Annotated in this window: 22 protein-coding genes and 1 pseudogene; 10 read left to right on the top strand and 13 right to left on the bottom strand. The window is 59.8% G+C overall.

The genetic code is table 11. The features are described 5' to 3' along the window. The first annotated feature begins 165 nt into the window (after window positions 1–165). Complete coding sequence (locus ACZ445_RS24315) at window positions 166–525, top strand: PilZ domain-containing protein (RefSeq protein ID WP_058423306.1); 360 nt, start codon at window positions 166–168, stop codon at window positions 523–525. 77 nt (window positions 526–602) lie between these two features. On the opposite strand, the gene ACZ445_RS24310 is transcribed toward ACZ445_RS24315, so the two are convergent. The 6 genes from ACZ445_RS24310 to ACZ445_RS24285 are packed head-to-tail and all read right to left on the bottom strand — an operon-like array spanning window position 603 to window position 7,285. Further along, window positions 603–1,934 carry a DUF58 domain-containing protein gene (locus tag ACZ445_RS24310; RefSeq protein ID WP_058423289.1) on the bottom strand — a complete coding sequence of 444 codons (1,332 nt, stop codon included), beginning with the start codon at window positions 1,932–1,934 and terminating at the stop codon, window positions 603–605. 7 nt (window positions 1,935–1,941) lie between these two features. Further along, window positions 1,942–2,937 carry an AAA family ATPase gene (locus ACZ445_RS24305; protein ID WP_058423288.1) on the bottom strand — a complete coding sequence of 332 codons (996 nt, stop codon included), beginning with the start codon at window positions 2,935–2,937 and terminating at the stop codon, window positions 1,942–1,944. Then, window positions 2,934–4,103, bottom strand: coding sequence for a DUF4350 domain-containing protein (locus ACZ445_RS24300; RefSeq protein ID WP_310863623.1), 1,170 nt, complete (start codon window positions 4,101–4,103; stop codon window positions 2,934–2,936). The genes ACZ445_RS24305 and ACZ445_RS24300 overlap by 4 nt, the downstream gene beginning before the upstream one ends. Further along, entirely contained in the window at window positions 4,100–5,629 is a 1,530-nt protein-coding gene (locus tag ACZ445_RS24295) for a DUF4129 domain-containing protein (RefSeq protein ID WP_464707661.1), read from the bottom strand. Before ACZ445_RS24295 ends, ACZ445_RS24300 begins: the two co-directional genes overlap by 4 nt. Continuing rightward, on the bottom strand, window positions 5,616–6,596 hold the full coding sequence (locus tag ACZ445_RS24290; protein ID WP_058423286.1) for a stage II sporulation protein M: 981 nt from the start codon (window positions 6,594–6,596) through the stop codon (window positions 5,616–5,618). Before ACZ445_RS24290 ends, ACZ445_RS24295 begins: the two co-directional genes overlap by 14 nt. Next, entirely contained in the window at window positions 6,593–7,285 is a 693-nt protein-coding gene (locus tag ACZ445_RS24285) for an RDD family protein (RefSeq protein ID WP_058423285.1), read from the bottom strand. Before ACZ445_RS24285 ends, ACZ445_RS24290 begins: the two co-directional genes overlap by 4 nt. Window positions 7,286–7,452: 167 nt before the next feature. Between ACZ445_RS24285 and sbcB the strand changes: the two genes are divergently transcribed. Beyond that, a complete protein-coding gene (gene sbcB / locus ACZ445_RS24280) occupies window positions 7,453–8,880 on the top strand; it encodes an exodeoxyribonuclease I (protein WP_310863621.1) in 1,428 nt (475 codons plus the stop codon). Between the two features lie 89 nt (window positions 8,881–8,969). Here the strand turns inward: sbcB and mvaT are convergent, their stop codons facing one another. Next, window positions 8,970–9,344, bottom strand: coding sequence for a histone-like nucleoid-structuring protein MvaT (gene mvaT / locus ACZ445_RS24275; RefSeq protein ID WP_016970296.1), 375 nt, complete (start codon window positions 9,342–9,344; stop codon window positions 8,970–8,972). Between the two features lie 349 nt (window positions 9,345–9,693). Between mvaT and purU the strand changes: the two genes are divergently transcribed. Next, complete coding sequence (purU, locus tag ACZ445_RS24270; RefSeq protein ID WP_010208067.1) at window positions 9,694–10,542, top strand: formyltetrahydrofolate deformylase; 849 nt, start codon at window positions 9,694–9,696, stop codon at window positions 10,540–10,542. A gap of 86 nt (window positions 10,543–10,628) precedes the next feature. Further along, window positions 10,629–10,799, top strand: a complete 171-nt coding sequence (locus tag ACZ445_RS24265; RefSeq protein ID WP_183133333.1) for a hypothetical protein — start codon at window positions 10,629–10,631, stop codon at window positions 10,797–10,799. Here ACZ445_RS24265 and ACZ445_RS24260 read toward each other — a convergent pair whose 3' ends face one another. Together ACZ445_RS24260 and ACZ445_RS24255 are read right to left on the bottom strand one after the other, a co-directional pair. Further along, window positions 10,800–11,564, bottom strand: a complete 765-nt coding sequence (locus ACZ445_RS24260; protein WP_375166131.1) for a methyl-accepting chemotaxis protein — start codon at window positions 11,562–11,564, stop codon at window positions 10,800–10,802. It abuts the gene before it with no gap. Between the two features lie 93 nt (window positions 11,565–11,657). Next, a pseudogene (locus ACZ445_RS24255) lies at window positions 11,658–12,689 on the bottom strand (HAMP domain-containing protein); the annotation flags it as partial. 204 nt (window positions 12,690–12,893) lie between these two features. Here ACZ445_RS24255 and ACZ445_RS24250 point away from each other — a divergent pair. Beyond that, on the top strand, window positions 12,894–14,372 hold the full coding sequence (locus ACZ445_RS24250; RefSeq protein ID WP_179040764.1) for a helicase HerA-like domain-containing protein: 1,479 nt from the start codon (window positions 12,894–12,896) through the stop codon (window positions 14,370–14,372). Window positions 14,373–14,376: 4 nt separating this feature from the next. Here ACZ445_RS24250 and ACZ445_RS24245 read toward each other — a convergent pair whose 3' ends face one another. Then, on the bottom strand, window positions 14,377–14,832 hold the full coding sequence (locus tag ACZ445_RS24245; protein ID WP_058423282.1) for a DUF721 domain-containing protein: 456 nt from the start codon (window positions 14,830–14,832) through the stop codon (window positions 14,377–14,379). 305 nt (window positions 14,833–15,137) lie between these two features. Here ACZ445_RS24245 and secA point away from each other — a divergent pair, with 305 nt between their 5' ends. The 3 genes from secA to ACZ445_RS24230 all read left to right on the top strand — a co-directional run bounded on the left by secA (window position 15,138) and on the right by ACZ445_RS24230 (window position 20,172). Further along, window positions 15,138–17,873 carry a preprotein translocase subunit SecA gene (gene secA / locus ACZ445_RS24240; RefSeq protein WP_058423281.1) on the top strand — a complete coding sequence of 912 codons (2,736 nt, stop codon included), beginning with the start codon at window positions 15,138–15,140 and terminating at the stop codon, window positions 17,871–17,873. 123 nt (window positions 17,874–17,996) lie between these two features. Further along, window positions 17,997–19,214 (top strand): bifunctional glutamate N-acetyltransferase/amino-acid acetyltransferase ArgJ, encoded by a 1,218-nt coding sequence (gene argJ, locus ACZ445_RS24235; protein WP_464707660.1) that lies wholly within the window; start codon window positions 17,997–17,999, stop codon window positions 19,212–19,214. 13 nt (window positions 19,215–19,227) lie between these two features. Further along, the gene (locus tag ACZ445_RS24230) at window positions 19,228–20,172 is read left to right on the top strand and encodes a Nudix family hydrolase (protein WP_058423279.1); all 945 of its coding nucleotides are present in this window, start codon (window positions 19,228–19,230) and stop codon (window positions 20,170–20,172) included. 125 nt (window positions 20,173–20,297) lie between these two features. Here the strand turns inward: ACZ445_RS24230 and ACZ445_RS24225 are convergent, their stop codons facing one another. Genes ACZ445_RS24225 through ACZ445_RS24215 form a run of 3 tightly spaced genes read right to left on the bottom strand, consistent with a single transcriptional unit; the run spans window position 20,298 to window position 23,879 of the window. Continuing rightward, window positions 20,298–20,876 carry a cob(I)yrinic acid a,c-diamide adenosyltransferase gene (locus ACZ445_RS24225; RefSeq protein WP_058423278.1) on the bottom strand — a complete coding sequence of 193 codons (579 nt, stop codon included), beginning with the start codon at window positions 20,874–20,876 and terminating at the stop codon, window positions 20,298–20,300. Between the two features lie 2 nt (window positions 20,877–20,878). Continuing rightward, window positions 20,879–22,915 carry a sensor histidine kinase gene (locus tag ACZ445_RS24220; protein WP_464707659.1) on the bottom strand — a complete coding sequence of 679 codons (2,037 nt, stop codon included), beginning with the start codon at window positions 22,913–22,915 and terminating at the stop codon, window positions 20,879–20,881. A gap of 46 nt (window positions 22,916–22,961) precedes the next feature. Next, window positions 22,962–23,879 carry a putative 2-dehydropantoate 2-reductase gene (locus tag ACZ445_RS24215; RefSeq protein ID WP_464707658.1) on the bottom strand — a complete coding sequence of 306 codons (918 nt, stop codon included), beginning with the start codon at window positions 23,877–23,879 and terminating at the stop codon, window positions 22,962–22,964. Window positions 23,880–24,001: 122 nt separating this feature from the next. Between ACZ445_RS24215 and ACZ445_RS24210 the strand changes: the two genes are divergently transcribed. After that, window positions 24,002–24,487: a YajQ family cyclic di-GMP-binding protein gene (locus tag ACZ445_RS24210; RefSeq protein WP_010208088.1), complete on the top strand. Its 486-nt coding sequence runs from the start codon at window positions 24,002–24,004 to the stop codon at window positions 24,485–24,487. 135 nt (window positions 24,488–24,622) lie between these two features. Further along, window positions 24,623–25,465 (top strand): mechanosensitive ion channel family protein, encoded by an 843-nt coding sequence (locus ACZ445_RS24205; protein WP_464707657.1) that lies wholly within the window; start codon window positions 24,623–24,625, stop codon window positions 25,463–25,465. Window positions 25,466–25,468: the final 3 nt, after the last annotated feature.

Genomic DNA, 25,468 nt, shown 5'->3' with positions numbered 1-25,468 from the left:
TGTACAAGTTTCTATGCAAACGAATGTGGGGCCCGGACTCGGTAGCTGTTCTGGCGGCGGAACATTGCCTGTTGTCGCACCGAGATCCATGGAGAGCGAGTGTTATTTGCTCGTTCCGAATCACTGGCACGGCCGCAGTTATGGCCACTGGATGGCGATCTCACCATGTTTACCGACCGACGGATCGAGCGGCATCAGCTACCTTATTTCCTGCAAGTGTTTAATCGTCTAACCGACAAGCCCATCGGTTTTTTGGGCAATGTATCGGAAGACGGGCTGATGTTGATCAGCCAATTGCCCATGATGGTCGACGTGGATTTCGAGCTGCGCTTGAAGATTCCGGAGGCTGACGGCACCTTCCATCCAGTCGATCTCACGGCGACCTGCCTGTGGAGCCACGAAGATGTCAACCCGCAACATTACGACTCCGGGTTCAGTGTGCTCCAGGCCCCTGAGGAATACCGGCAATTGATCAGCGTGTTGTTGCAGTACTTCAGTTTTGATCCTTTGCAGGCTTCGGCTTAGCAGCAACCTGCTCTCGACCCGGTTCAGGGGCTTTATGCCCCTGCCTTGGTCGAGTGTTTCTTTTCAGAACCTTCTCCTCAGAGGGTCCCGGCTTTTTTCCAACCCAGGTAGCGTGTCACCAATGCGGGGCCCAGCTCAGAGGGCAAGGTGTCCAGCACGGACAAACCGTGCGCGCTCAGGCGGTCATGCAACTCATCCCGTGTGTTGAGGTAGTCGATGGTGCCGCTGTAGGCCAGGGCTTCGGGCAAGGTTTGCACAGGGGCCTGGCGCAGTTGGTCGAGTACCTCCTCGCGCAAGCTGGCCACCAGCACCTTATGTTGGCGACTGATGCGTTTGACGGCAGTCAGCAGCGCTTCATCGTCCTCGTCCCGCAGGTTACTCACCACAATGACCAACGCTCGACGCTTCTGCCGGGCCAGCAGTTGGCTTGCCGCAGCTTGGTAATCGGCAGTGCGTCGGGTGGTGTCCAGGTCGTACACCGCATTGAGCAACAGGTTCAGCTGGCTACTGCCCTTGACCGGCGCCAGGTAGCGTGACTGGTCACCGGCAAAGGTGCACAGCCCCACGGCATCGCCTTGGCGCAAGGCAACGTAGCTGAGCAGCAGGCATGCATTGAGGGCATGGTCAAAGTGAGACAGTTCGTCATCCTGGCTGCGCATGCGCCGGCCGCAGTCAAGCATGAACACGATTTGTTGGTCGCGCTCATCCTGGTATTCACGAGCGATGGGGGTGCGTTGCCGGGCAGTAGCCTTCCAGTCGATCTGGCGCAGGCTGTCGCCTTCGCGAAACTCGCGCAACTGATGAAACTCCAGCCCCAACCCACGTCGTTGGCGTTGACGAACGCCCAATTGGCTCAACCAGTTGTCTACGCCCAGCAGTTGGGCGCCGTACAGCCGGGCGAAGTCCGGGTAGACGCGGGTGGTGTCGTTCACCTCGATATAGCGTCGTGCAGACCATAGCCCCATAGGGCTGGGCAGATGAACTTCGCAGCGGCTGAAACTGAAATGCCCGCGCCGCAGAGGGCGAAGACGGTAGCCCAGCTCGCTGCGTTCACCGGGATACAAGGTGATGGACTGAGGCATGTTCTCCACGCTCAGCCCGTCGGGGGCATGATCGAATACCTGCACCGTCAGCCGCTGTGGGAAGTCGTGATGTAGGGCCAGGCGGATTTCGCCCCAACGCCCCAGCGCCAGGCTGCTGGGCATCTGCCGTTGTACACGCGGAGAAGGGCGGCGATGCACTCGTACGGCGTCTAGCATGGCCAACAGTAACAACGCCAGGAGTAATCCCCAGACGAGTGAGTGCAAGGTGTCCGATACTGTGAGCTGCAACGCTGCCGCAGTGCCCAGCAGGATGCCCAGGCCCAGCAATGCGCCGAGCCAGTTCAACAGCAGACGAGTCGGTTTCATGGGCGAGTCATTGCCGAGGTGCCGGAATCTGATCGAGCAATTGCCTGAGCACCTGGTCGACCTCCAGCCCGTCTATATCCAGCTCTGGCGCGATACGTACGCGGTGACGGAGTACTGCCAGGGCGCATTCCTTGACGTCATCCGGCGTGACGAACTCACCACCGCGCAACAAGGCGCGGGCGCGGGCGCCGCGTACCAGGTCAATGGACGCCCGTGGGCCAGCACCGATCGCCAGGCCCGGCCAGTTACGGGTGGCGCGCGCCAGGCGCACGGCATAGTCGAGGACCTGTTCGTCCAGGGCAAGGTCACTGGCAACCTGCTGCAGTTGCAGTACATCTTCGGCCTGCAACACCGTGCGCAGTGGGTGTACATCCAGCATGTCGGCCCGCGACGAACGTGTTACTTCGCGCACCATGTCCAGTTCCTGCTGCGCGTCGGGGTAATCCATGCGCACCTTTAGCATGAAGCGATCCAGTTCCGCCTCTGGCAGGGGGTAGGTGCCTTCCTGTTCGATGGGGTTCTGGGTTGCCAGCACCATGAACGGTTGGCCGATGGGCATCGCCTCGCCTTCGAGGGTCACCTGCCGCTCCTGCATGGCCTCAAGCAAGGCCGCCTGGGTCTTGGCCGGGGCACGGTTGATTTCGTCGGCCAGTAACAGATGAGTGAACACCGGCCCCTTGCGCAGCTTGAACTGTTCGGTGTGCAGGTCGTACACGGCGTGGCCGGTGACATCGCTGGGCATCAGGTCCGGGGTGAACTGGATGCGTGCGAAATCGCCCTCGAAGCAGCGTGCCAAGGCACGTACCAGCAAGGTTTTACCCAGCCCCGGCACACCTTCGAGCAGCACATGGCCGCCAGCGATGAGTGCGGTCAGGACATCGTCGATCACCGCGTCCTGGCCAATCACGGCCTTGCGCAACTCGGCTCGCAGGGCTTGAGCTTGCACAGTGACGCGTTGCAGGGATTCGCTGGTCAAGGCAGTGGCGCTTGGGAAATCACTCATAAGGCATTCCTGAGGGTTTGCAGGCATGCCACCTGCCGGCTGAAATCGGCGCTGGAAAGCCGTTTTGCCGAGAGTGGGCCAAGGGCCTGGTTGATCACGTGAGAGGGTTGGCGCGTCAGGTGTTCAAGCACCCGGCACTGTTCTGCGTTGTCGAGGTGTTCAAAGCCGGGGTGACGGCGTCGGGCCGCACGCAGGATATCGCGCTGCAAAGTCTGCAGCAGTGTGTACTGGCCGCCGCGCCGCAGCAGGAAGTCGGCACTGGCTTTCAGATGTTCCTGCAGTTGGCGACGAGCAGGGGAAGCGGGGGGCTGGATCGGGCCCTGACGCACGCCGGCACGCCAAAGTCCCAAGGCGACGAGGGCAACGAGTGCGACCAGGGCTTGGGGGTAATACCGCATCAGCAAGCTAAGCAGGTCGTCGAAATCGCTGTTGAACAGCAAGGTCACGGCGGTGCCCTGGTTCAGGTACCAGAGCAGCCAGGCATTGTCGTGCTTTCCGATGTTCGGGGTTTTCCACAGGTCGCTGTCCGTGATCACTGTGACGCGGCCTTCCCCGAGGTCAAGCTGCATCAGGTGGCTGGCCCTTGCGCTGTTGGCGGAAAATTGAGCCAGGTGCCGGGGGTCGGTGAGGTTGAAATCTGTGTCGAAACTGAAGTAAGCCGATGCGGTTTCATTGTCGACATAGAGCTTGGTCAGGTCCGGCGCTTTCTTCTTCGAGGGCTTCTTGACGGAAGTGGCAGGTTCTTCAGGCTCGTCACTCAAGGTCTGGTGAATATGCAGGCGATCGAGCAGCAGGTCGCCGCTTTTGCCTGTCTCTTCATCCCACAGCGCCTCGGCGACCACCAGCAAATGACCGCCGGATCTGGCCCACGCCAGCAACTGTTCTACCTGGCGTGGTGACAGGTTATTGCGTTCGCCAAGCAGCAGCAGGCTGTTGCCTTTGGAAGGCAGGGTGCCCAGCCGTTTCAGGCTATTGGCGTGGTCCACGGTGAGGCCTTGTTGACGCAGAAAGTGTTCGGCTGCCAGATAGGGATTGGCCAGTGCTTCCGGAGAAGGACCACGATCCACCACTTCGTCGTAGGGAGTCGCCTTGCTCCACACGTAGTAACCGCCCGCTCCAAGCAGGCATGCCAGCAATAACCCCACCCACAGTAATGGACGATTCATCGGTTGCTCCCTGGACTGAACAGGGCGCGCCAATCACTGCATAATTTCTGCTGGGCAGGGAGCGCAGGGAGGTGGTGACCATAGGCGAGGTTTTGCCAATGCCGGGTCAGCTCATCACTGAAGGCCAGCAGTTGGGGATGTTCCAACTGGTGTACACGTGCCAGGACCTGGCCTTCGGTATCAGCGCCTTTCAACGGCAGGTTGAAATCATGCAACAACCGGCTGAGCAGGCCTCGGTACAGCAGGCCGAGGGCTTCCCTGGGGTGGGTGGCCCATAGGCGTTCGGCGGCGCCGGCAACGTCGTCGGGCAAGGTTTCGGTGCCCAGTTCAAGGCCGAACAACTGCGTGGGCAGCGGTTTGACAACCTCTGTCTTGCGCGGCCCGCGCCTGCTGACAAAGGTGCGCAACCACTCGCGATAGCGCCACACAAGCATGATCAGGCTACCAATGAACACGCTCCACAGCAGAATTTCCAGGCCTTGGGCGATGTGCTTGAAGGTATTGCTGTTGAGGTTGTCCAGCAGGGCCTTCAGCCAATCCGGAAGTCTGCCGTTATAGGGGGGGGTGTTTTTACCGGCTGGCTTTTCTCCGCCAAACCGATAACGGGTCACGGTTTCCGGGTTTTTGAAGGGCGGCTTGTCCAGCAGCGATTTGATGGACTGGCTCGCGCTCGGAGTGCTCAGTGGTTTGGAGGGGCTGGAAGCATCGGCCATGACGGGAAGGCTGAGAGGCAGCAGCATCAGTCCGATCATCAGTAACAACATCGGTGCCACATTGCTCAGGCGTTGACGCAGGCGTCGGAATACCAGCTCCAGGTCCCAGGCTTCCAATACGGTGCGACGATTAAGGTAGAGGCTGAAGCCGCAGGCGACATAGATGGGTTCCCAAAATATCAGGAGCAAGGCATAGAGCGCGTTGCCCAGGTGCTCCAGCCACAACCCTTCCGAGCTTGTCGCCAACAACAGGCGCTGCCAGTCCCACTCCATCTCGAGGTTTTGCGGGATGAACAGATAGAACAGTGCCATGCAACCAAACCACAGGCCGATTTCAAGGTGCATCCCGATGATGGTGAGCCAGCGGGCGGCTCCGGCATTACGTTGCTGCAACACGCCCAGGCGTTTCTGGCGTGCTGGGCCGTCCAGGCCTTCGAGTTGGCTAACCGGCATTACAAAGCTGCGGCTCAGGCTGAGCCGTCGCCAGGTCAGGCTGGCCAGCAGTTGACCCTTGAGGAGGCGCGGCCACTGGCGCACAGCGTGCTTGATAGTGGGCGTTTCACCAAACAGGGCCTTGGACAGAATGTACAGCGGCAAGCGGTCGAAGACCGGCTTGAACCACCAGAACAGTAATATGGCGGTGGACGGATAATGCCACAGCAGGGCTGTAAGCAAGGCGAACACAGGTAGGGTGACCAATGCCCAACTGCCCATCAATAGCACGCGATGCTCCCGTGCCATCAAGGCGCCAAGATCCATGGCTTCCCAGGCGGTACGCGGCCGGATGACCACACTGGCGTCAGTCAGGCGCATGGCGATTCCTTCCGGCAAAGCCCAGGTAAGTGCCCACCAGGAGCCACAGAACAGCGCCCACCAGGTATTTGATCCACGGGGTTATCACGGTGGTGGATGACCAATATGCCTCGATGAAAGCTGCGATCAGCAGAAACAGCATGACACCGCAGAGCATTCGCACGCTCTTGCGTGCAGCCAGCCGCAATGATTCACCACGGGTCAGTTGTCCAGGGGCGATCAGTGCCCAACCCAACTGCAAGCCTGCGGCCCCGGCGAGGACGATCGCGGTCAGTTCGAATGCGCCATGGCCGATGACGAATGACCAGAAGGTCTGACCATAGCCGATCTCGGTCAGGTGCCCGGAAACCGCACCGATGACCAGGCCGTTGAAAATCAGAAAGAACACGCTGCCCAGGCCGAACAATAAACCGGCGGCAAACGTCTGGAACGCGATACCGATGTTGTGCATCACGTAGTAGCCGAACATCATCCAGTCTTCGCTTGATGCACGCTCGGCGGCGCGGCCCAGGCGGCTGGCATCAGGGTCGTACATGCCCTGCATCTCGGCTACCTGTTGCGGGCTGACGATGCTGTAGATCAGGTCGGGAAACAGGTAGACCAGCAGGGCAATACCCACCAGGCTGCCAAAGAACAGCAGGCTGGCGATCATCACGAAACGCCACTGTTCCCTTACCAACCGAGGAAAATCGGCGAGTACAAAGCTCAGCGCATTCGCCGCCAGTTGGCTGCGATGACGGTAGAGTTGTTGGTGGCCGCGCAGGGCCAGTTGTTGCAATGGGTCTACCAGGTAGCTGCTGTAGCCGCGTTCCTGGGCCAGGGCCAGATGCTGGCACAGGCGTCGATATTGATGAGGGAAATCGGCCACGTCAGCGGCCTTGGCCTGGCCTTGCTCCAACTGTGTGAGCTGCGCGGCGAAGGCTTGCCATTGGCGCTGGTGACAGTTTTCGAAAAGGCTCTGTTTCATGTCGGCCCCAGCAGGCCACGGGCCACGCCATTGAGTTGTTCCGCGGCGCGGGCAGGGGATACCTGCAAGGGCGCGGCGAGAATCGAGGCCAATTCGTGAACGCGCTCGGTGGACAGTTCCCCCTGGCGTTCCGCAAAACCAAGGATCGCCCGTTGTTCACTCAAATCCAGGGCGAAGGGCAAGCGCAGGGCTGTTGCTTGAGGAATCTGGGGCCGTACAAGTGGCTGTTCCCGGTAGATCACCAGTGTGCCGGCGGCCAGGTCGCCCAGGCGCTTGAAGTGGGGGTGTTGCAGGCAACTGATCGCGCCCAGGCAGTAGCCGAACGGCAGCATGTCGACAAACCGCAGCAGGTTACGAATCAGTGAAGCGGACCAGCCAATCGGAGTGCCGTCATCTTGTACGACACGCAACCCCATGACCTGCTTGCCGGGTGAGCAACCCTGGTTGAGCACCTCGAACAGCACCATGTACCACCAACTGATCAGGAACAGCAGCAGCGCTCCCAGGCCGATCCCGACGTTGCCAAGCAAGGCCAATGGCACCAGCAGAACGCCCATGATCACCCCGCGTACACCCAGGTCGAAGGCAAAGGCGAGCACGCGCGGCACCAGGCCGGCCGGACGCAGGGGCAGGTCGATGCCCTCCGGGGTCTCGATCTGGTAGCGGGTGTCCAATGGGGCTGACGGCATCGCGATCCTTGGCAGTGCAGAGTGGCTGGAAGACACGGATGCTAGCAGTGTCGGGGATGGAAGCAACCACTCAAGATTTTGCTGGATGTTTGTACAGTGCATTTGGTGCTGGTCGCGGAAGCCTTTCAGCGCCTAGACTTTGTCGATCTTCAGTACAGGAACAGCCCGTGACCTCCATTTTCTGGTACGACTATGAAACCACCGGCATTAATCCGCGCAACGATCGCCCGCTTCAGGTAGCCGGCATTCGTACCGACCTCGAACTTAACGAGATCGGCGCGCCGGTCAATCTCTATTGCCATCCCGGCGACGATATTCTGCCTCACCCCATCGCGTGTGCGATCACCGGAATCACACCCGCAATACTTGCGGAAAAAGGCTTGTCTGAGGCTGACTTCATGACTCGGGTGCACACTGAACTGGCCGCCCCCGGTACGTGCGGTGCTGGTTACAACACGCTGCGGTTTGATGACGAGATGACGCGCTACAGCCTGTATCGCAATTTTTTTGACCCCTACGCACGAGAATGGCAGGGGGGTAACAGTCGCTGGGATTTGATCGACGTGGTTCGCACGGCCTACGCCCTGCGCCCGGAGGGCATTGAATGGCCGCAGCAGGATGGGCGTGTCACGCTCAAGCTGGAGCGTCTGACCGAAGCCAATGGGATCGACCATGGTCAGGCGCACGATGCGTTGTCCGATGTGCGTGCCACGATTGCGTTGGCTCGGCTGGTACGTGAGAAACAGCCCAAGTTGTATGAATGGCTGTTTCAGCTGCGCAGCAAGCAACGGGTAATGGACCAGGTGCGTCTACTGCAGCCGATGGTGCATATTTCCGGGCGTTTTTCTGCCGAACGTCATTACCTGGGTGTTGTGCTGCCGCTCGCATGGCATCCGCGTAATCGCAATGCATTGATCGTCTGTGACCTCGGACTCGATCCGCAGGGGCTGCTGGACCTTGATGCCGAGGCCTTGCGCCAGCGCCTCTACACCCGTCGTGACGATCTCGCCGACGGTGAGTTGCCGGTCCCCCTCAAATTGGTGCATATCAATCGCTGCCCCGTGGTGGCACCCTTGAGTGTGCTGCGCGCAGAGGATCGTGAACGTCTGCACTTGGACATGAATATTTATCAGGAGAGGGCGCTGCGACTAACTGACGCACAGGAACTTTGGCGCGATAAGTTGGCGGCCATTTACGCGCACGAAGACTTCACGCCGAGTTCGGATCCTGAGCAACAGCTTTACGACGGTTTTATCGGAGACCGTGACCGGCGTTTATGTGAACAAGTTCGGACGGCCGAGCCTGCGCAATTAGCGCGCCAGCAGTGGCCTTTTGATGACGAGCGTTTGCCTGAATTATTGTTCCGCTACCGAGCGCGCAACTTCCCCGATACGTTGAACAGCGAGGAGCAACTGCGCTGGAAACTTTTCTGTCAGCAACGTTTGTCGAGCCCGGAATGGGGCGCGCCGAATACCCTTGATGCGTTTAAACAGGCTCGGCTTGAGTTTGCCGTTAGTGCTACACCTTTCCAGTCTCAGGTGCTGGACCAATGGCAGGAGTATGCGGACTCTCTAGCGACCAGAGTGAATCTGTAGTCGGTTTTCGCAGACTATGCGGACAATAAAAAACGCCAGCAAGCTGGCGTTTTTAATGTGTCACGGGTCAGGCGCAAACCTGGTTAAGCTTAGCCCAGCAGGGTAGCCCAGCCTTCAACCACGTCACCGCCCCACTTGGCTTTCCACTCTTTCAGCGTTTTGTGGTTGCCACCTTTGGTTTCAATCACTTCGCCGTTGTGCGGGTTTTTGTACTGTTTGACTTTGCGGGCACGCTTGGTACCGGTAGTTTTTACGGCGCCGCGTGGAGCTTTAACTTTCGACTCTGGATCCAGCAGCGCGATGATGTCACGCAGGGATTTGGAGTATTCACCCATCAGGGCACGCAATTTACCTTCGAATTCCAGCTCGGTTTGCAGTTTGTCGTCTTGGGACAGGTTCTTCAAACGGGCTTGCAGCTCTTTGATAGCTTCTTCGGTGGCACGGTATTCGTTGATCAGAGACATGTGGACTACCTTATGTAGAGCGCTGATTGACAGGGATAGTGGCCCAATAATAGTCAGGCAGTTTCCCCAAGTAAACATTTAAGCTCGCATTTATGTGAATTACTTTGAATGTTTGTAGCAATGCTATGCATTCGAGTTAATTACTAGGGCGTAGACCCAAAGATAATCTGCTTGGAAAAGCGGGAGCAGCCGTGGCATGCCGCACAGATTCATATAAGGGTGGTAAAACCATAGGCTATTAAGGGACAAGGCTGGGGCCGGCGATCAGAATAAACGTTAACGAATACTGCAGTTTTCCTGCGCAATCGCTAGAATGGCGGCCTTTGCGAAGTTTTGGAGTTTCCCCCTAATGCGCACTTTTCGGCTGGTGATTGCTTGCCCGGACCGGGTCGGCATCGTTGCCAAAGTCAGTAACTTTCTGGCCTCCCACAACGGCTGGATCACCGAGGCGAGTCATCACTCGGACAATCTCAGCGGTTGGTTCTTCATGCGTCACGAGATTCGTGCCGATTCGCTGCCTTTTGGTCTTGATGCCTTCCGTGACGCGTTTGCGCCGATCGCCGAAGAGTTTTCAATGACCTGGCACATCACCGACACCGAGCAGAAAAAACGCGTGGTGTTGATGGCCAGCCGCGAATCCCACTGCCTGGCCGATTTGCTGCACCGCTGGCACAGCGATGAGCTGGACTGCGAGATCGCTTGCGTGATTTCCAACCATGACGACCTGCGCAGCATGGTCGAGTGGCATGGCATCCCGTATTACCATGTGCCGGTCAACCCACAGGACAAGGAACCGGCGTTCGCCGAGGTCTCCCGCCTGGTCAAGCAGCACGAAGCAGACGTCGTGGTGCTGGCGCGCTACATGCAAATCCTGCCACCTGAGTTGTGCCGCGAATACGCCGGCAAGGTGATCAACATTCACCACAGCTTCCTGCCGTCCTTCGTGGGCGCCAAGCCGTATCACCAGGCTTCCCTGCGGGGTGTGAAGTTGATCGGCGCGACTTGCCACTACGTCACCGAGGAACTGGACGCCGGCCCGATCATCGAGCAGGACGTGGTGCGTGTCAGCCACAGCGACAGCATTGAAGACATGGTGCGTTTCGGCCGGGACGTCGAGAAGATGGTCCTGGCTCGTGGCCTGCGCTACCACCTGGAAGACCGCGTGCTGGTGCACGGCAATAAGACGGTGGTGTTCTGATCGACCTGTTGTGATTGAAGAATGAAGGGCCTGGGCGTTAAATCGTTCCAGGCCCTTTTTCTTTGCGCGCCCTTGAGGATTGAGCGATGAGTGATCCGTTGGACAAAGCCACGTCAAAAGCCCCGGCTACGTTGGGGGAGGGGTGTTTGAGCCGATATGACCCTGATGACCTGAGCAGCGAGGACGGCACCGAATTTCCCGGTGCCGCCGAGTTGTGGGAGCAAGAGCAGGCCAAGTCCGAGCCTCAGGACTCCTGATCAGATCCGGAAACTACCCACCAGTTGCTTCAACCGTGCCGCTTGTTGCTCAAGGTCGGCACACGCTCGCAGCGTGGACTGCAGGTTTTCCACCCCTTCCTGATTGAGGGTGTTGATCTCGGTAATGTCCATGTTGATCGACTCCACCACTGAAGTCTGTTCTTCAGTCGCGGTGGCGACCGACTGGTTCATGCCGTCGATCTCGCCGATGCGCTGGGTCACGCTATTCAAACGCTCGCCGGCCAGGTTGGCGATGTCCACGCTGTCGAGGCTGTGGCGCTGGCTTTCACTCATGGTGCTGACCGAATCCCGGGCGCCGACTTGCAGCTCCTCGATCATCTTCTGCACTTGCTGCGCGGACTCCTGTGTGCGATGCGCCAAGTTGCGCACTTCATCGGCAACCACCGCAAACCCACGGCCCGCTTCCCCGGCGCGCGCTGCTTCAATGGCGGCGTTCAGTGCCAGCAGGTTGGTTTGCTGGGAAATGCTGGTGATTACTTCGAGAATCTGGCCGATATTCACCGTCTTGCTGTTAAGCGCTTCGATATTGCTACTGGACGCGCTGATCATCGCTGATAACTGATTCATCGCCTTGATATTGCGTTCGACCACTTGCTGGCCGTCCTCAGCCAGGTGCCGGGCATCGCTGGCCTGATGGGAGGCTTGCGCGGCATTGCGCGCAATTTCCTGGGCGGCGGCCCCCAATTCATTGATGGCGGCGGCGACACTGTTGGTACGGTTGGCCTGCTCGTCGGAGTTGACCATCGACGAATTGGACGCGCTGACCACCCGCAGTGCTACCTCATTCACCTGTTCGGTGGCTGAGGACACTTCGCGGATCGACGTGTGAATGCGCTCCACGAAGCGGTTGAAGGCGTTACCCAGCGTGCCGAATTCATCGTGATTCTGGATGGTCAGGCGGCGCGTTAGGTCCCCCTCGCCATCGGCGATGTCTTGCATGGCGCGGGTCATTACGTGCAGAGGTTGCATCAATACGCGGATCAGCATGCCCAGCAGGGCGATGATGATCACCACCGCAATCACCGTGGCGATGACCGCCGAGGTGCGGAATTCGCTGAGCATGGCGAAGGATTTGTCTTTATCCACTGAAATACCGAGGTACCAGTTCACCGAAGGCAGGCCCTTGATCGGTATGAAGGTCACGATGTTGGCCTTACCGTTGGCCTCGACTTCGCTGAAGTCTGCGCTGATCTTTGGCGTATTTTTCGGATACACATCGGCCAGGGTCTTCATCACCAGGTTTTTGTCCGGGTGTACCAGTACTTTGCCATCGGCGCTGACCAGAAACGCGTAGCCCATGCCGCCGAAGTTCAGCGCGCCAATGTTATCCACCAGGGTTTGCAGGCTCAGGTCGCCACCCACCACACCGATGCTCTGAGTGCCTCGAGTGCTGGGGGTGGCCACTGAAATGATCAACTTGCCGGTGGCGGCATCGATATAGGGTTCGGTCAGGGTTGAACCGTTGCTGTTTTGGGCGCCCTTGTACCAGGGCCGTACACGCGGGTCGAAGCCGTCCGGCATCTTGGTGTCGGGGCGGATGGTAAAGGCGCCCTGGCTGTCACCGACGTAGGTGGCCATGAATGAGGACGTCAGGGTTTTCTGTTCCAGCAGGCTGGCAACTGCGGAAGGCTCGGGGTTGATGGCGATGTTTTGTGCAGCGTTTTCCACCAGAGCAATACGCCCGGTGAGCCAGGTTTGAATATTGCTGGCGGTGACGTCGCCCATTTCATGCAGGTAATTGTTGAGGTCGTCGCGAATGGCGTTGCGTTGCAGGTAGTCGTTGTAGAGGGTAAACAGCGCGAAAGCCGCAATGACGATAAGGGAGGCTGCAAGCAGGATTTTGTGGCTGAAGCGCAGATTTTTATTCATGGCTTGTAGGGTCCGCTAAGGTCTTAATATCCAAAGCGCGTCCTTGTGGGATGCGCAAAATGACAGCGTCAAAAAAGGTGTGATACTGCTTGTGATAGCTCCGGTGGTCCATGTAGGAACTATCTGACCTATTTTTAGACTTTGTGGGTCTTACATCTGCCTGTATCGACTTGGCGACACTAAAGATTAACCATGGGTGACGAAATGCCTGACTCCTCGCAACTGCTTATCGGTGCCGACCTTTCCGGCCAGCCCATCGCCCAGGCCATGCGGTTGGCCAATCGCCACGGGTTGATCGCCGGTGCCACCGGCACGGGCAAGACCGTTACATTGCAACGCCTGGCGGAAGCCTTCAGTGACGCCGGCGTGGCGGTGTTTGCCGCGGACATCAAGGGGGACCTATGCGGCCTGGGCGCTGCGGCGAATCCGCAAGGCAAGGTCGCCGAGCGCATCGCCGGCATGCCTTTCCTTAATTACACGGCCAAGGCTTATCCGGTCACGCTGTGGGATATCCACGGGCAGTCCGGTCATCCATTGCGCACCACCATCAGCGAAATGGGCCCGTTGTTGCTCGGTAGCCTGTTGGAACTTACTGACAGCCAACAGTCGGCGCTTTACGCGGCGTTCAAGGTGGCGGATCGCGAAGGCTTGCTGCTGCTGGACCTCAAGGACCTCAAGGCGTTACTTAACCACCTGCGCTACCACCCCGAATTACTGGGTGAAGACGCAGCGCTGATGACCACCGGATCCAGCCAGGCTCTCTTGCGCCGCCTGGCGGTGCTGGAACAACAGGGTGCCGAAGCCTTGTTTGGTGAGCCGGCCTTGCAGTTGGAAGATATCCTGCAACCCACTGGTGATGGACGCGGGCGCATCCACCTGTTGGACGCCAGCCGCCTGGTGCACGAGGCACCGAAGGTGTACGCGACGTTCCTGCTGTGGCTGTTGGCGGAATTGTTCGAGCAATTGCCCGAGCGTGGTGATGCCGACAAACCGCTGCTGGCGCTGTTTTTTGATGAGGCGCATTTGTTGTTCGCCGATACGCCCAAGGCTTTGCAGGACCGCCTGGAACAGGTGGTGCGGCTGATTCGCTCCAAAGGCGTCGGTGTGTATTTTGTCACTCAATCGCCGGGCGACCTGCCGGACAGCGTGCTGGCCCAGCTCGGTCTGCGTATCCAGCATGGTTTGCGGGCGTTCACCACCAAGGAACAGAAATCCCTGCGTGCCGTCGCGGAGGGGTTTCGGCCCAACCCGGCATTCGATGCCTTGTCGGTATTGACCGAGCTGGGTACGGGTGAGGCCTTGGTGGGCACCTTGCAGGAAAAAGGCACGCCGGAAGTCGTCCAGCGCGTTTTGGTTGCACCGCCGCAATCACGCATCGGGCCGCTCAGCGGAGCCGAACGCGCCGCGTTGGTGGCCAGTTCGCCGCTGCAAGGCCGTTATGACAAGCCAATCGACCGGGAATCCGCTTATGAAGTGCTGATGTCACGCAAGGAACTTGGACCGACCGAAGAGACCAAGCCAACCGCTGACGAGCCGAGTTTTACCGACAGGGCCGGTGCGTTTCTGGGCACCACGGCAGGCAAGGCGCTGAAATCGGCGATGCAGCAGGCCGCCAATCAGATGGGGCGGCAACTGGTGCGTGGTTTATTGGGATCGCTATTGGGCGGCAGCAAGCGCAAATAGAGACTCAGGGCTTGGGCCTGGCGTGGGCTGCAAGGCGCTCAAGGGCTGCGCGCAAGGCAGGGTTGCTGATCCCGTCAGCCGTTGCCTGAATGGTTTCGGCGGCATTCGTCGAGAGGTCATGAGTGTGCTCCACCACGCCAGGCAGGGTGGTGGGCGGTTGTACCTTGAACTGGATGCGCGTCAAGCCGGAGAATTCATCAAACGCTATCAATTGACGTTGCAGGCGTTTTTGCTGATAACGCAGACGTGTCGCCCAATGGCCATCTGTGACAATTAGCAGCAGGTTGCCTTCACGCCAGGACGCCACGCGGCAGTGTTCGCGCGCGGCCGGTTGCAGTTGGCTTTCGAGCAGGCGTTGCAGATGGCCCAGGCGTTGCGCATGGCCAAAGATGGCTTTCAGCGGCTTGGCATCGCGAAGCAACACGGCAGGCGCGCGGGCTGGCGAGGGACGAAATGCCATTGTTGGACACCTTAAGTAACAGAGCCGCCATCTTAGCAGAAAGCGTCTGCATCTCCCCAGGCAACGCATCCATGGGCTTTTGTGCGTGAAATCAATCGGTAACTTCTGCGCTCCATGGGTTGAAGTTCCAGTAAAAGCCCTTATTTTAAACAGGCCCTCTCACAGCACCATGCCAGCATCGGGGAACAACGCCACTTTCCTCACCCACGATTCCGGGTAGAATGCGCGTTCGCATGCGGCCGTGAGGGCTGCTCGGGCCACTCACGGTGCGCCCTCCATCCCTATGTGTGGAAGAACCTGCCGATATGTTTGCGCCTTTGTTAAAGAAACTTTTTGGAAGCAAGAATGAGCGCGAAGTCAAACGCATGCTCAAGACGGTGCAGCTGGTCAATGCCTTCGAAGAGCAGATGGTTGCCCTTTCGGACGAGCAATTGCGCGCCAAGACCCAAGAGTTCAAGGCCCGCATAGCCAAAGGTGAAACCCTCGACAAGCTGCTTCCCGAAGCTTTTGCGGTCGCCCGTGAAGCCGGTAAGCGTGTCATGGGCATGCGCCACTTCGACGTCCAGTTGATCGGCGGCATGACCTTGCATGAAGGCATGATTGCCGAAATGCGTACCGGTGAAGGCAAGACCCTGGTGGCAACCCTGGGCGTTTACCTCAACGCACTGTCCGGCAAGGGCGTGCACGTGGTCACGGTGAACGACTACCTGGCCCGCCGCGACGCCAACTGGATGCGCCCGCTCTATGAATTCCTCGGCCTGACCGTCGGCGTGGTAACGCCGTTCCAGCCGCCGGAAGAGAAGCGCGCCGCCTACGCTGCCGACATCACCTACGGCACCAACAACGAATTCGGTTTCGACTACCTGCGCGATAACATGGCGTTCAGCATGGAAGAAAAATTCCAGCGCGAACTCAACTTTGCCGTGATCGACGAAGTCGACTCCATCCTCATCGACGAAGCCCGTACCCCGCTGATCATCTCCGGCCAGGCCGAAGATAGCTCGCGCCTGTACACCGAGATCAACAAGTTGATCCCGCGCCTGGAGCAGCACATCGAGGAAGTCGAAGGCGTGGTGACCAAAGAAGGTCACTTCAGCATCGACGAGAAGACCCGCCAGGTCGAACTCAACGAAGCCGGTCACCAGTTTGTCGAAGAAATGCTGACCCAGATCGGCGAACTGGCCGAGGGTGAAAGCCTGTACTCGGCACACAACCTGGGCCTGTTGACCCACGTGTATGCCGGCCTGCGCGCCCACAAGCTGTTCCATCGCAACGTCGAGTACATCGTGCAGGACGGCCAGGTCGTGCTGGTCGACGAACACACCGGCCGTACCATGCCGGGCCGCCGTCTGTCCGAGGGCCTGCACCAGGCCATCGAAGCCAAGGAACACCTCAACATCCAGGCCGAAAGCCAGACGTTGGCGTCTACCACCTTCCAGAACTACTTCCGGCTGTACAACAAGCTGTCCGGCATGACCGGTACGGCCGACACCGAAGCGTTCGAATTCCACCAGATCTATAACCTGGCCGTGATGGTCATTCCGCCGAACAAGCCGTTGGCGCGTAAAGACTTCAACGACCTGGTGTTCCTGACTGCCGAAGAGAAATACGCGGCAATCATCAACGACATCAAGGACGGTATGGCCCAGGGCCGTCCGATCCTGGTGGGCACCGCTACCATCGAGACTTCCGAGCACGTGTCCAACCTGCTCAATAAGGAAGGCATCGAGCACAAGGTCCTCAACGCCAAGTTCCACGAAAAAGAAGCCGAGATCATCGCCCAGGCCGGTCGCCCAGGCGCACTGACCATCGCCACTAACATGGCCGGTCGTGGTACCGACATTTTGTTGGGCGGCAACTGGGAAGTGGAAGTCGCGGCCCTGGAAAACCCGAGCCCCGAGCAGATCGCCCAGATCAAGGCCGATTGGCAGAAGCGCCATCAGGCCGTGCTGGAATCCGGTGGCCTGCAGGTGATTGCCTCCGAGCGTCATGAATCGCGCCGTATCGACAACCAGCTGCGTGGCCGTGCCGGTCGCCAGGGTGATGCCGGTTCCAGCCGCTTCTACCTGTCCCTGGAAGACAGCCTGATGCGCATCTTTGCCTCGGACCGCGTGAAGAACTTCATGAAGGCCCTGGGCATGCAGTCCGGTGAAGCGATCGAACACCGCATGGTGACCAACGCCATCGAGAAGGCCCAGCGCAAGGTCGAAGGCCGCAACTTCGACATTCGTAAGCAACTGCTAGAGTTCGATGACGTCAACAACGAACAGCGTAAAGTGATCTATCACATGCGTAACACGTTGCTGGCCGCCGACAACATTGGCGAGACCATCGCTGACTTCCGTCAGGACGTGCTCAACGCCACCGTCAGCGCGCATATCCCGCCACAATCCCTGCCTGAACAGTGGGATGTTGCCGGCCTGGAAGCGGCGTTGAAGAGCGATTTCGGTGTCGACTTGCCAGTCCAGCAGTGGCTGGATGAAGACGACCACCTGTACGAAGAAACCCTGCGCGAGAAACTGATGGCCGAATTGCTGGCCGCGTACAACGAGAAAGAAGAGCAGGCGAGTGCCGAAGCACTGCGCACCTTCGAGAAGCAAATCGTTCTGCGCGTGCTGGACGACCTGTGGAAAGACCACCTGTCGACCATGGACCACCTGCGTCACGGCATCCACCTGCGTGGTTACGCCCAGAAGAACCCGAAGCAGGAGTACAAGCGCGAGTCGTTCACGCTGTTCTCCGAGCTGCTGGATTCGATCAAGCGCGATTCCATCCGCGTGCTGTCCCACGTTCAGGTGCGTCGCGAAGACCCGATCGAGGAAGAAGCTCGCCTGCGTCAGGAAGCCGAGGCACTGGCTGCGCGCATGCAGTTCCAGCACGACGAAGCGCCGGGCCTGGAAGCGCCTGAGGTATTGGGTGAAGAGGTCGATGTGGCCCTGGCTCAAAGCCCGGTCCGCAACGAACAGAAGCTGGGTCGCAACGAGCTGTGCTATTGCGGCTCGGGCAAGAAGTTCAAACACTGCCACGGCCAGATCGAATAAGATTTTCGCCTGACGCTGCAACACCCTGCGCCGCGACCGGCTTCTGCCGTCGCGGCGTTTTGCCATTAATTTCACCGTCGCTCACGACGGCACAGACATCACCCATTTTTAAGGAGCGCATTCATGGCTGTTGGTCTTGGTCCTTTGCCCACGTTGCACCCGGTTGCCGGTTTTGAACTCGGTATCGCTTCGGCCGGCATCAAGCGCCCTGGGCGCAAGGATGTAGTCGTGATGCGTTGCGCCGAAGGCTCGACCGTCGCCGGTGTGTTTACCCTCAACGCGTTCTGCGCCGCGCCGGTGATCCTGGCCAAGCAACGCGTGGCCGGTACGATCCGCTACCTGCTGACCAACACCGGCAACGCCAACGCCGGCACCGGCGAGCCGGGCCTGGTGGCCGCGGCACGCACCTGCGCCAAGCTGGCCCAACTGACCGGCGTGGACGCCAGCCAAGTGCTGCCCTATTCCACCGGCGTGATCGGTGAGCCGCTGCCAGTCGAGAAAATCGAAGGTGCATTGCAAGCCGCGCTGGACGACCTGTCTGTGGATAACTGGGCGGCCGCCGCCACCGGCATCATGACCACCGACACCCTGCCAAAAGGCGCGAGCCGCCAGTTCGTGCACGACGGCGTGACTGTCACCGTGACCGGTATCAGCAAGGGCGCGGGCATGATCCGTCCGAACATGGCCACCATGCTCGGCTACATCGCCACCGATGCCAAAGTCTCCCGCGACGTGCTGCACAGCCTGATCCTGGACGGCGCCAACAAGTCGTTCAACCGCATCACCATCGATGGCGACACCTCGACCAACGACTGCTGCATGCTGATCGCCACCGGCCAGGCCAACCTGCCGCAGATCACCGAAGCCAGCGGCCCGCTGTTCGCCGCGTTGAAAAAGGCGGTGTTGGAAGTGTGCATGGAGGTGGCCCAGGCCATCGTGCGTGACGGCGAGGGGGCCACCAAGTTCGTCACGGTTGAAGTCAACGGCGGCGGCAACCACCAGGAATGCCTGGACGTGGGTTACACCGTGGCTCACTCGCCGCTGATCAAGACCGCGCTGTTCGCCTCTGACCCGAACTGGGGCCGTATCCTGGCGGCCGTTGGTCGTGCCGGTGTGCCAGACCTGGATGTGAGCAAGATCGACGTGTTCCTCGGCGATGTGTGCATCGCCAGCCGTGGCGCACGTGCTGAAACCTACACCGAAGCCCAGGGTTCGGCGGTGATGCAGCAGGAAGAAATCACCATCCGTATCGAGTTGGGTCGCGGTGAGTGCAGCGAAACCATCTGGACCACCGACCTGTCCCACGAGTACGTGAAGATCAACGCGGAATACCGTACCTAAGAGGATAAGCGCGGTGAAACGAGTGCATGTAGCAGCAGCGGTGATCCGCGGTGTCGACGGCAAAATCCTGCTGGCGCGCCGCGCCGATACTCAGCACCAGGGCGGCCTCTGGGAATTCCCCGGCGGCAAGGTGGAAGCCGATGAATCGGTAGCCGGCGCGCTGTCCCGCGAATTGCAGGAAGAACTGGGCATCCAGGTCACCACGGCGCGGCCGCTGATCAAGGTGCAGCATGACTATCCGGACAAACAGGTGTTGCTGGATGTCTGGGAAGTCTCGGCGTTTACCGGTGAGCCCCATGGCGCCGAAGGGCAACCGCTGGAATGGGTGGCGCCTCGGGATCTGCTCAACTACGCGTTCCCGGCGGCCAATGCGCCGATCGTTGCGGCTGCGCGCTTGCCTGCCGAGTACCTGATCACCCCGGGCGAACTGGAAACCCCGACGTTACTGCGGGGTATCCAGAAAGCCATTGCTGGCGGCATCAAGTTGGTACAACTGCGTGCGCCCAATGGCTACGACCCCAAATACCGCGACCTTGCGGTGGATGCGGTGGGCCTGTGCGCGGGCAAGGCCCAGTTGATGCTCAAGGGGCCGTTTGAATGGCTGGGGGATTTTCCTGCGGCCGGTTGGCACATGACCTCGGCGCAACTGCGTAAATACGCCAGCAAAGGTCGACCGCTGCCTAAAGATCGTTGGCTGGCAGCGTCTTGCCACAATGCCGAGGAGCTGGCATTGGCTGAAATGATGGATGTGGATTTTGTCACGCTGTCACCGGTGCAGCCGACCCAGACCCATCCTGATGCTCAGCCGTTGGGTTGGGAGCAGGCCGCAGAGCTGATCCGTGGGTTCAGCAAGCCGGTGTTTCTGTTGGGCGGGGTTGGACCCGCCGAGCGGGAGAAAGCTTGGGAGGCAGGGGCCCAAGGTGTGGCAGGGATTCGCGCGTTCTGGCCTGAGATTTGAGGCTGTTCTGACCGGCCTTATCGGGGGCAAGCCCCCTCCCACATTCGACCGAGTTCTACCGTTGGAATGCGGTCAAATGTGGGAGCGGGCTCGCTCGCGAAGGCGTCAGATCAGGCGCTGAATAATCAGTGGGGTTTAGCGGCAGCCTGCCATAAAACCTCAGCAACGCCCTGGCGCCTTGCAATCACCCGCGCCGCCACAAACAACAAGTCCGATAACCGATTGATGTACGCCAACCCCACGCCTTCCAACGGCTCGACCGCATTCAACTGCTGGCACCGCCGCTCTGCACTGCGCGCCAGGCTGCGGCACACGTGGGCCTGGGCGATCAACGCCGAGCCACCGGGCAGGATGAAGTTCTCTAGCGACCCCACTTCTTCATTCCAGCGATCAATTGCCGCTTCCAGCCGATCCACCTCCGCCGCATTCAACGCCTTGTACACCGGCATCGCCAACTCGCCCCCCAGGTCGAACAAGCGATGCTGGCACGGCGTAAGCACCTCGATCACATCCTTCAGTTCCGGATGTTTGCCGCTCTGTTCTTCAAGATTGGCCAGTAACAATCCCAACTGGCTGTTCAGCGTATCCACCTCGCCGATGGCCTCCACCCGTGGGTGATCCTTGGGCACACGGCGGCCGTCGCCCAGGCCGGTTTCGCCTTTGTCGCCGGTACGGGTGTAGATCTTCGACAGGCGAAAGCCCATGGTCATTGCTCCAGTTGGGTGAGTTCGTAAGGCGGCAGTTGGCTGCCGGCCAGGGGTAAGCGCAAGGTAAAGCAGGTGCCCTGGCCGAGGGTGGAGTGCACTTCCATCTGGCCCTTGTGGTTATTGGTGATGATGAAATACGACACCGACAGCCCTAGCCCGGTGCCCTGGCCGATTTCCTTGGTGGTGAAGAACGGCTCGAAGGTGCGTTTGCGCACGTTTTCGCTCATGCCGATGCCGTTGTCTTCCACCTGGATCTCCGCCCACGGCGGGTTGAGGCGCGTACGCAGGATGATGCGCCCCGGTTCGCTGTCGTCTTCCCGCAGGTGAATGGCCTGGGCCGCGTTCTTCAGCAGGTTGAGAAGGACCTGTTCGAGTTCGTTGGCGGTGCCGGGCACCGGACCCAGTTGGGGATCGAACTGCCGAATGATCGCCTGGCCTTTGAAGTCAAAGCCGATGGCCAGGTCGAAATCGTTACCGGCAATCTCCACCGCTTGGTCGATCAATGCCGGCAAGTCGCAAGGCGCCATCTGTCGGTTGCTGCGGCGACTGAAACTGAGCATATGGGTGACGATCTTCGCCGCCCGCGCCCCAGCCTGCTGGATGCCGTCAAGCAGTTGTGGTACTTCGCGGCTTTGCAGGTAGTGGTTGACCGTTTCCAGCTCGATACCCACCTGTTCCGCGTGTTCCAGGTTCTTCGGCAAGTCAGGCGACAAGCGGCGGCGGATGTTTTGCACGTTATGCAGGATCGCCCCCAGCGGGTTGTTGATCTCGTGGGCCATGCCGGCGGCCAGGCCGCCGACGGAGAGCATCTTCTCCGACTGCACCATCATTTCTTCCAGGGACAGGCGCTGGGTGATGTCATCGATACGGATTACCACGCCACGTCCGGCACCGCCCATCAGCGGGTAGAAGGTCAGGGCGTAGTGCTTGGGTTCGTCGTCCTTGAACCAGGTGACGCGCTCGATGCGCTCCACCGTGTGTTGTTCGACCGCTGCCCTGATCTGTGGCAAGTAAGGCTTGAGCGGCTGGAAGGCCAGGTAGATCGGCTGGTTCAGGGCCTCGTCCAGGCGCGTGCCGGAGAGGGCGCTGGCTTCCTGGTTCCATTGGGTGACGTAAAGCTGTTCATCCAGGGCGATCAATGCCGAGGGCATCGAGTCGATGATGCTGTTCAGGTAATTCTGGAAACCGGTGAGTTTCTTCTCGATCTTGCTGCGGACCTGGACTTCCAGTTCCAGCTTGCGGTTGGTGTGGCGCGTCTCTTCGGCCAGGCCTTGGGCCTGGTCGTAGGCCGCCTGGGAGTCGTCCCGTGCGCGCTTGAGCTGCTGCTCGCGGGCTTCGATGCGCGACAGCATGGTGTTGAAAGCTTCGGCCAGGCTGCCGATTTCATCGTGGTTGCCACGACCGGCGCGCAGGGCGTAGTTCTCTTCGCGAGTGACCTGACGCGACAGTTCTTCCAGTTCATGGATCGGCCGCGTGATCAGGCGTTTGATCTGGCGGGCGATGACCAGCCACAACAATACGCTGAAAATCAGGATGCCCAGGCTGGCAGTCAGTGTGCCGGTGTAGAACGCCACTGGTAGCTCACTGCTGGCCACCAGCAGCAAATGCCCGGACGGTTGGCCGGCGCGGGGCAGGGTGATGACCTGGTTGCTGCGAAACTCGGTGACACGCCAGGCCTCGATATGCCGGTAGTGGTCGGGCAGGTGCAGGCGGTCACCGTGTTGCATCTGCGCCAGGCGGTTGCCGTCGCCGTCGTACAGGGCGGCGGCGCGCAACGGCGAATAGCTGGTCAGCTCATTGAGCAGTGCGTCTGCCTTGGTCGGCGATTCGAGGGCTTCAGCGGCGAGCGCAGGGTTGGACACCAGGCGGCCGATGGCCTGCAAGGCCTGGGGCGCCATGCTCTCCTGGGAGATCCAGTAGGCGGCGCTGATAAAGGTCAGGTTGGCCACCAGCAGTACGGTGGTCAACAGCACCAGCAGGGCGGCCAGCAGTTTCTGCCCGACCGGTAGGTTTTCAAGACGCTGGCGCAGCGGCATCAGGGTTTTCCCAGGTGATAGACAGGCGGGCAGGGTAGCGCGTGGCTCAGTCGCGGGGCAATCCGCGTGCAAGCAACTGCTCGACCAGACGCACTTGCAACTGTTGAAGGTGCGGCAGGTTCAGTTGGTGACGGGCGGCCGCCTGGCAAGCATAGCCCAACAGGTAGCTGATTTCGGTGCGGCGGCCGGCAGCCACGTCCTGGTACATGGAGGAGTAGTTGGCGGCGGTGGCCTGGATCACCCGTTCCACCTCGTGTTGCAGGTCCAGCGCGGCGGCGGGCTGGCCACAGCATTCCAGCAGCTCGCCGAGTTCGGCGCACAGGGTGGCGACTTCGCACTGGTGGGCCTGTAGCTCGCCATTGCGGCACTGATACAGCACGGTCAGCGGGTTGATGGCGCAATTGAGCGCCAGCTTGCGCCAGAGCCGCGTGAGGATATCTGTGTTCCAGTCGTGGGGGATACCGGCGGCGTGCAAGTCCTCCAGCCACAGCGGCGCGGTAGGGTGGCCCGCGTCGCCCAGCCAGGTGTAGCCATGGCCAGCGAACACCACACGCCAGTCGCCGTCGCGAAACGCGCCTTCGGTGCTGGAGGCAAAGATGCAGCGGGCCTGGGGCAGTTGCGCGGCGACTGCGTCCTGGCTGCCGAGGCCGTTCTGTAACAGGATCAGTTCGGCGTCCGGTGCAAGGCGCTGTTGCAACTGTGCGACGGCGGCTTGAGCGTCGTGGGCTTTGCACGCCACCAGCAGGCGATGAATCGGCGCCGGGCTGTCAGCTGTTTCGCCGATCACCGGGTAGGTGTGTTCTACGCCTTGTTCCACCAGGGTCAGCCCCTTGGCTGCCTGATAACTGGCCAAGCGCGCTTCATCGCGCAGGATCAACCGCACGGGCACGCCAGCACGCGCCAGGCGAGTCGCCCAAAGTGTGCCCAGGCTGCCTGCGCCGAGAATATGCCAGGTGGTCGACATCAGTTTTGCTCCGTAGGGTCGCCCGCAGCGAACGGGACGAAAGAACCGCTATAATGCCCCGGCATTTTAGCTTGGGCGCGCTCCATCTCTACTGAGTCCGCCCCTTATATTGGAGATATGACATGCCTTCGTTCGACGTGGTATCCGAACTGGACAAACACGAAGTCACCAACGCCGTCGAGAACGCCGTCAAGGAGCTGGATCGCCGCTATGACTTGAAAGGCAAGGGCAGCTTCGAGTTCAAGGAAAAAGAGCTGACCGTCAACCTGACCGCTGAAGCCGATTTCCAGCTGGAAGCGATGATCGAGATCCTCAAGCTGTCGCTGGTCAAGCGCAAGATCGACGCGCAATGCCTTGAAATCAAGGACGCCTACGCCTCCGGCAAGTTGATGAAGCAGGAAGCCATCCTCAAGGAAGGCATCGACAAGGAGCTGGCGAAGAAAATCGTCGCCCACATCAAGGACGCCAAGCTGAAAGTCCAGGCCGCGATCCAGGGTGAGCAGGTTCGCGTCACCGGCAAGAAGCGTGACGACCTGCAAGAAGCCATCGCGGCCCTGCGTGCCAAGACCTTCGACATGCCGCTGCAGTTCAATAACTTCCGCGACTGATGGCACATTGGGGAACCTGCGGGCGTTTTTGACGTCCCACGCCCCACAACCTGCGCCTACTATTGAGCCCTTCGGGGCTCAATTGCTTTTATGGCCACTCACTACACCGAACATCCGGTAACCAGGAGAATGTAGATGGATTTGAATGCTGAAGTGGATCACCTGATCAAGACCTCAGAGTCGTGGCTGCCGATGATCATGGAGTACGGCAGCCGGTTTTTGCTGGCGTTGGTCACCCTGGCCATCGGTTGGTGGCTGATCAACGTATTGACCCACCGCGTGGGACGTTTGCTGGCACTGCGCAATGCCGACCTGGCACTGCAACACTTCATTACCAGCCTGGCGAACATTGCGCTCAAAGTCATGCTGGTGGTCAACGTGGCCTCGATGATCGGCGTGGCAACCACCTCGTTCGTGGCCGCAATTGGTGCCGCGACACTGGCCATCGGCCTGGCACTGCAAGGCAGCCTGGCGAACTTCGCCGGCGGCGTGCTGATTCTGCTGTTCCGCCCGTTCCGCATTGGTGACTGGATCGAAGCCCAGGGCACCTCGGGCACCGTCGACAGCATCCAGATCTTCCATACCGTCTTGCGCACCGGTGATAACAAGACTGTGATCATCCCTAACGGCAGCCTGTCCAACGGTCTCATCACCAACACCAACCGCCAGCCGACCCGCAAGGTGGTGTTTGATGTGGGGGTGGACTATGAGGCTGATCTGCAGAAAGCCCGTGAAGTGCTGCTGGAGCTGGCGAAAGACCCTCGCGTGTTGGCCGATCCGGCTGCTGTGGCGGTGGTTTCGACTTTGGGCGACAGTTCGATCACTGTTTCCCTGCGTTGCTGGACCAAGACGGCGGATTATTGGGATGTGATGTTTATGTTGAATGAACTGGCGCGTGACCGTTTGAAAGCGGCGGGGATTGATATTCCATTTCCGCAGCGGGTTATTCGTGTGATGCAGGAAAGTGTTACGAAGTAACTA

The organism is Pseudomonas allii (genome assembly GCF_055380095.1).
Note: the sequence above shows the minus strand (reverse complement) of the source record. Positions and strands in the feature narration are given on the sequence as shown.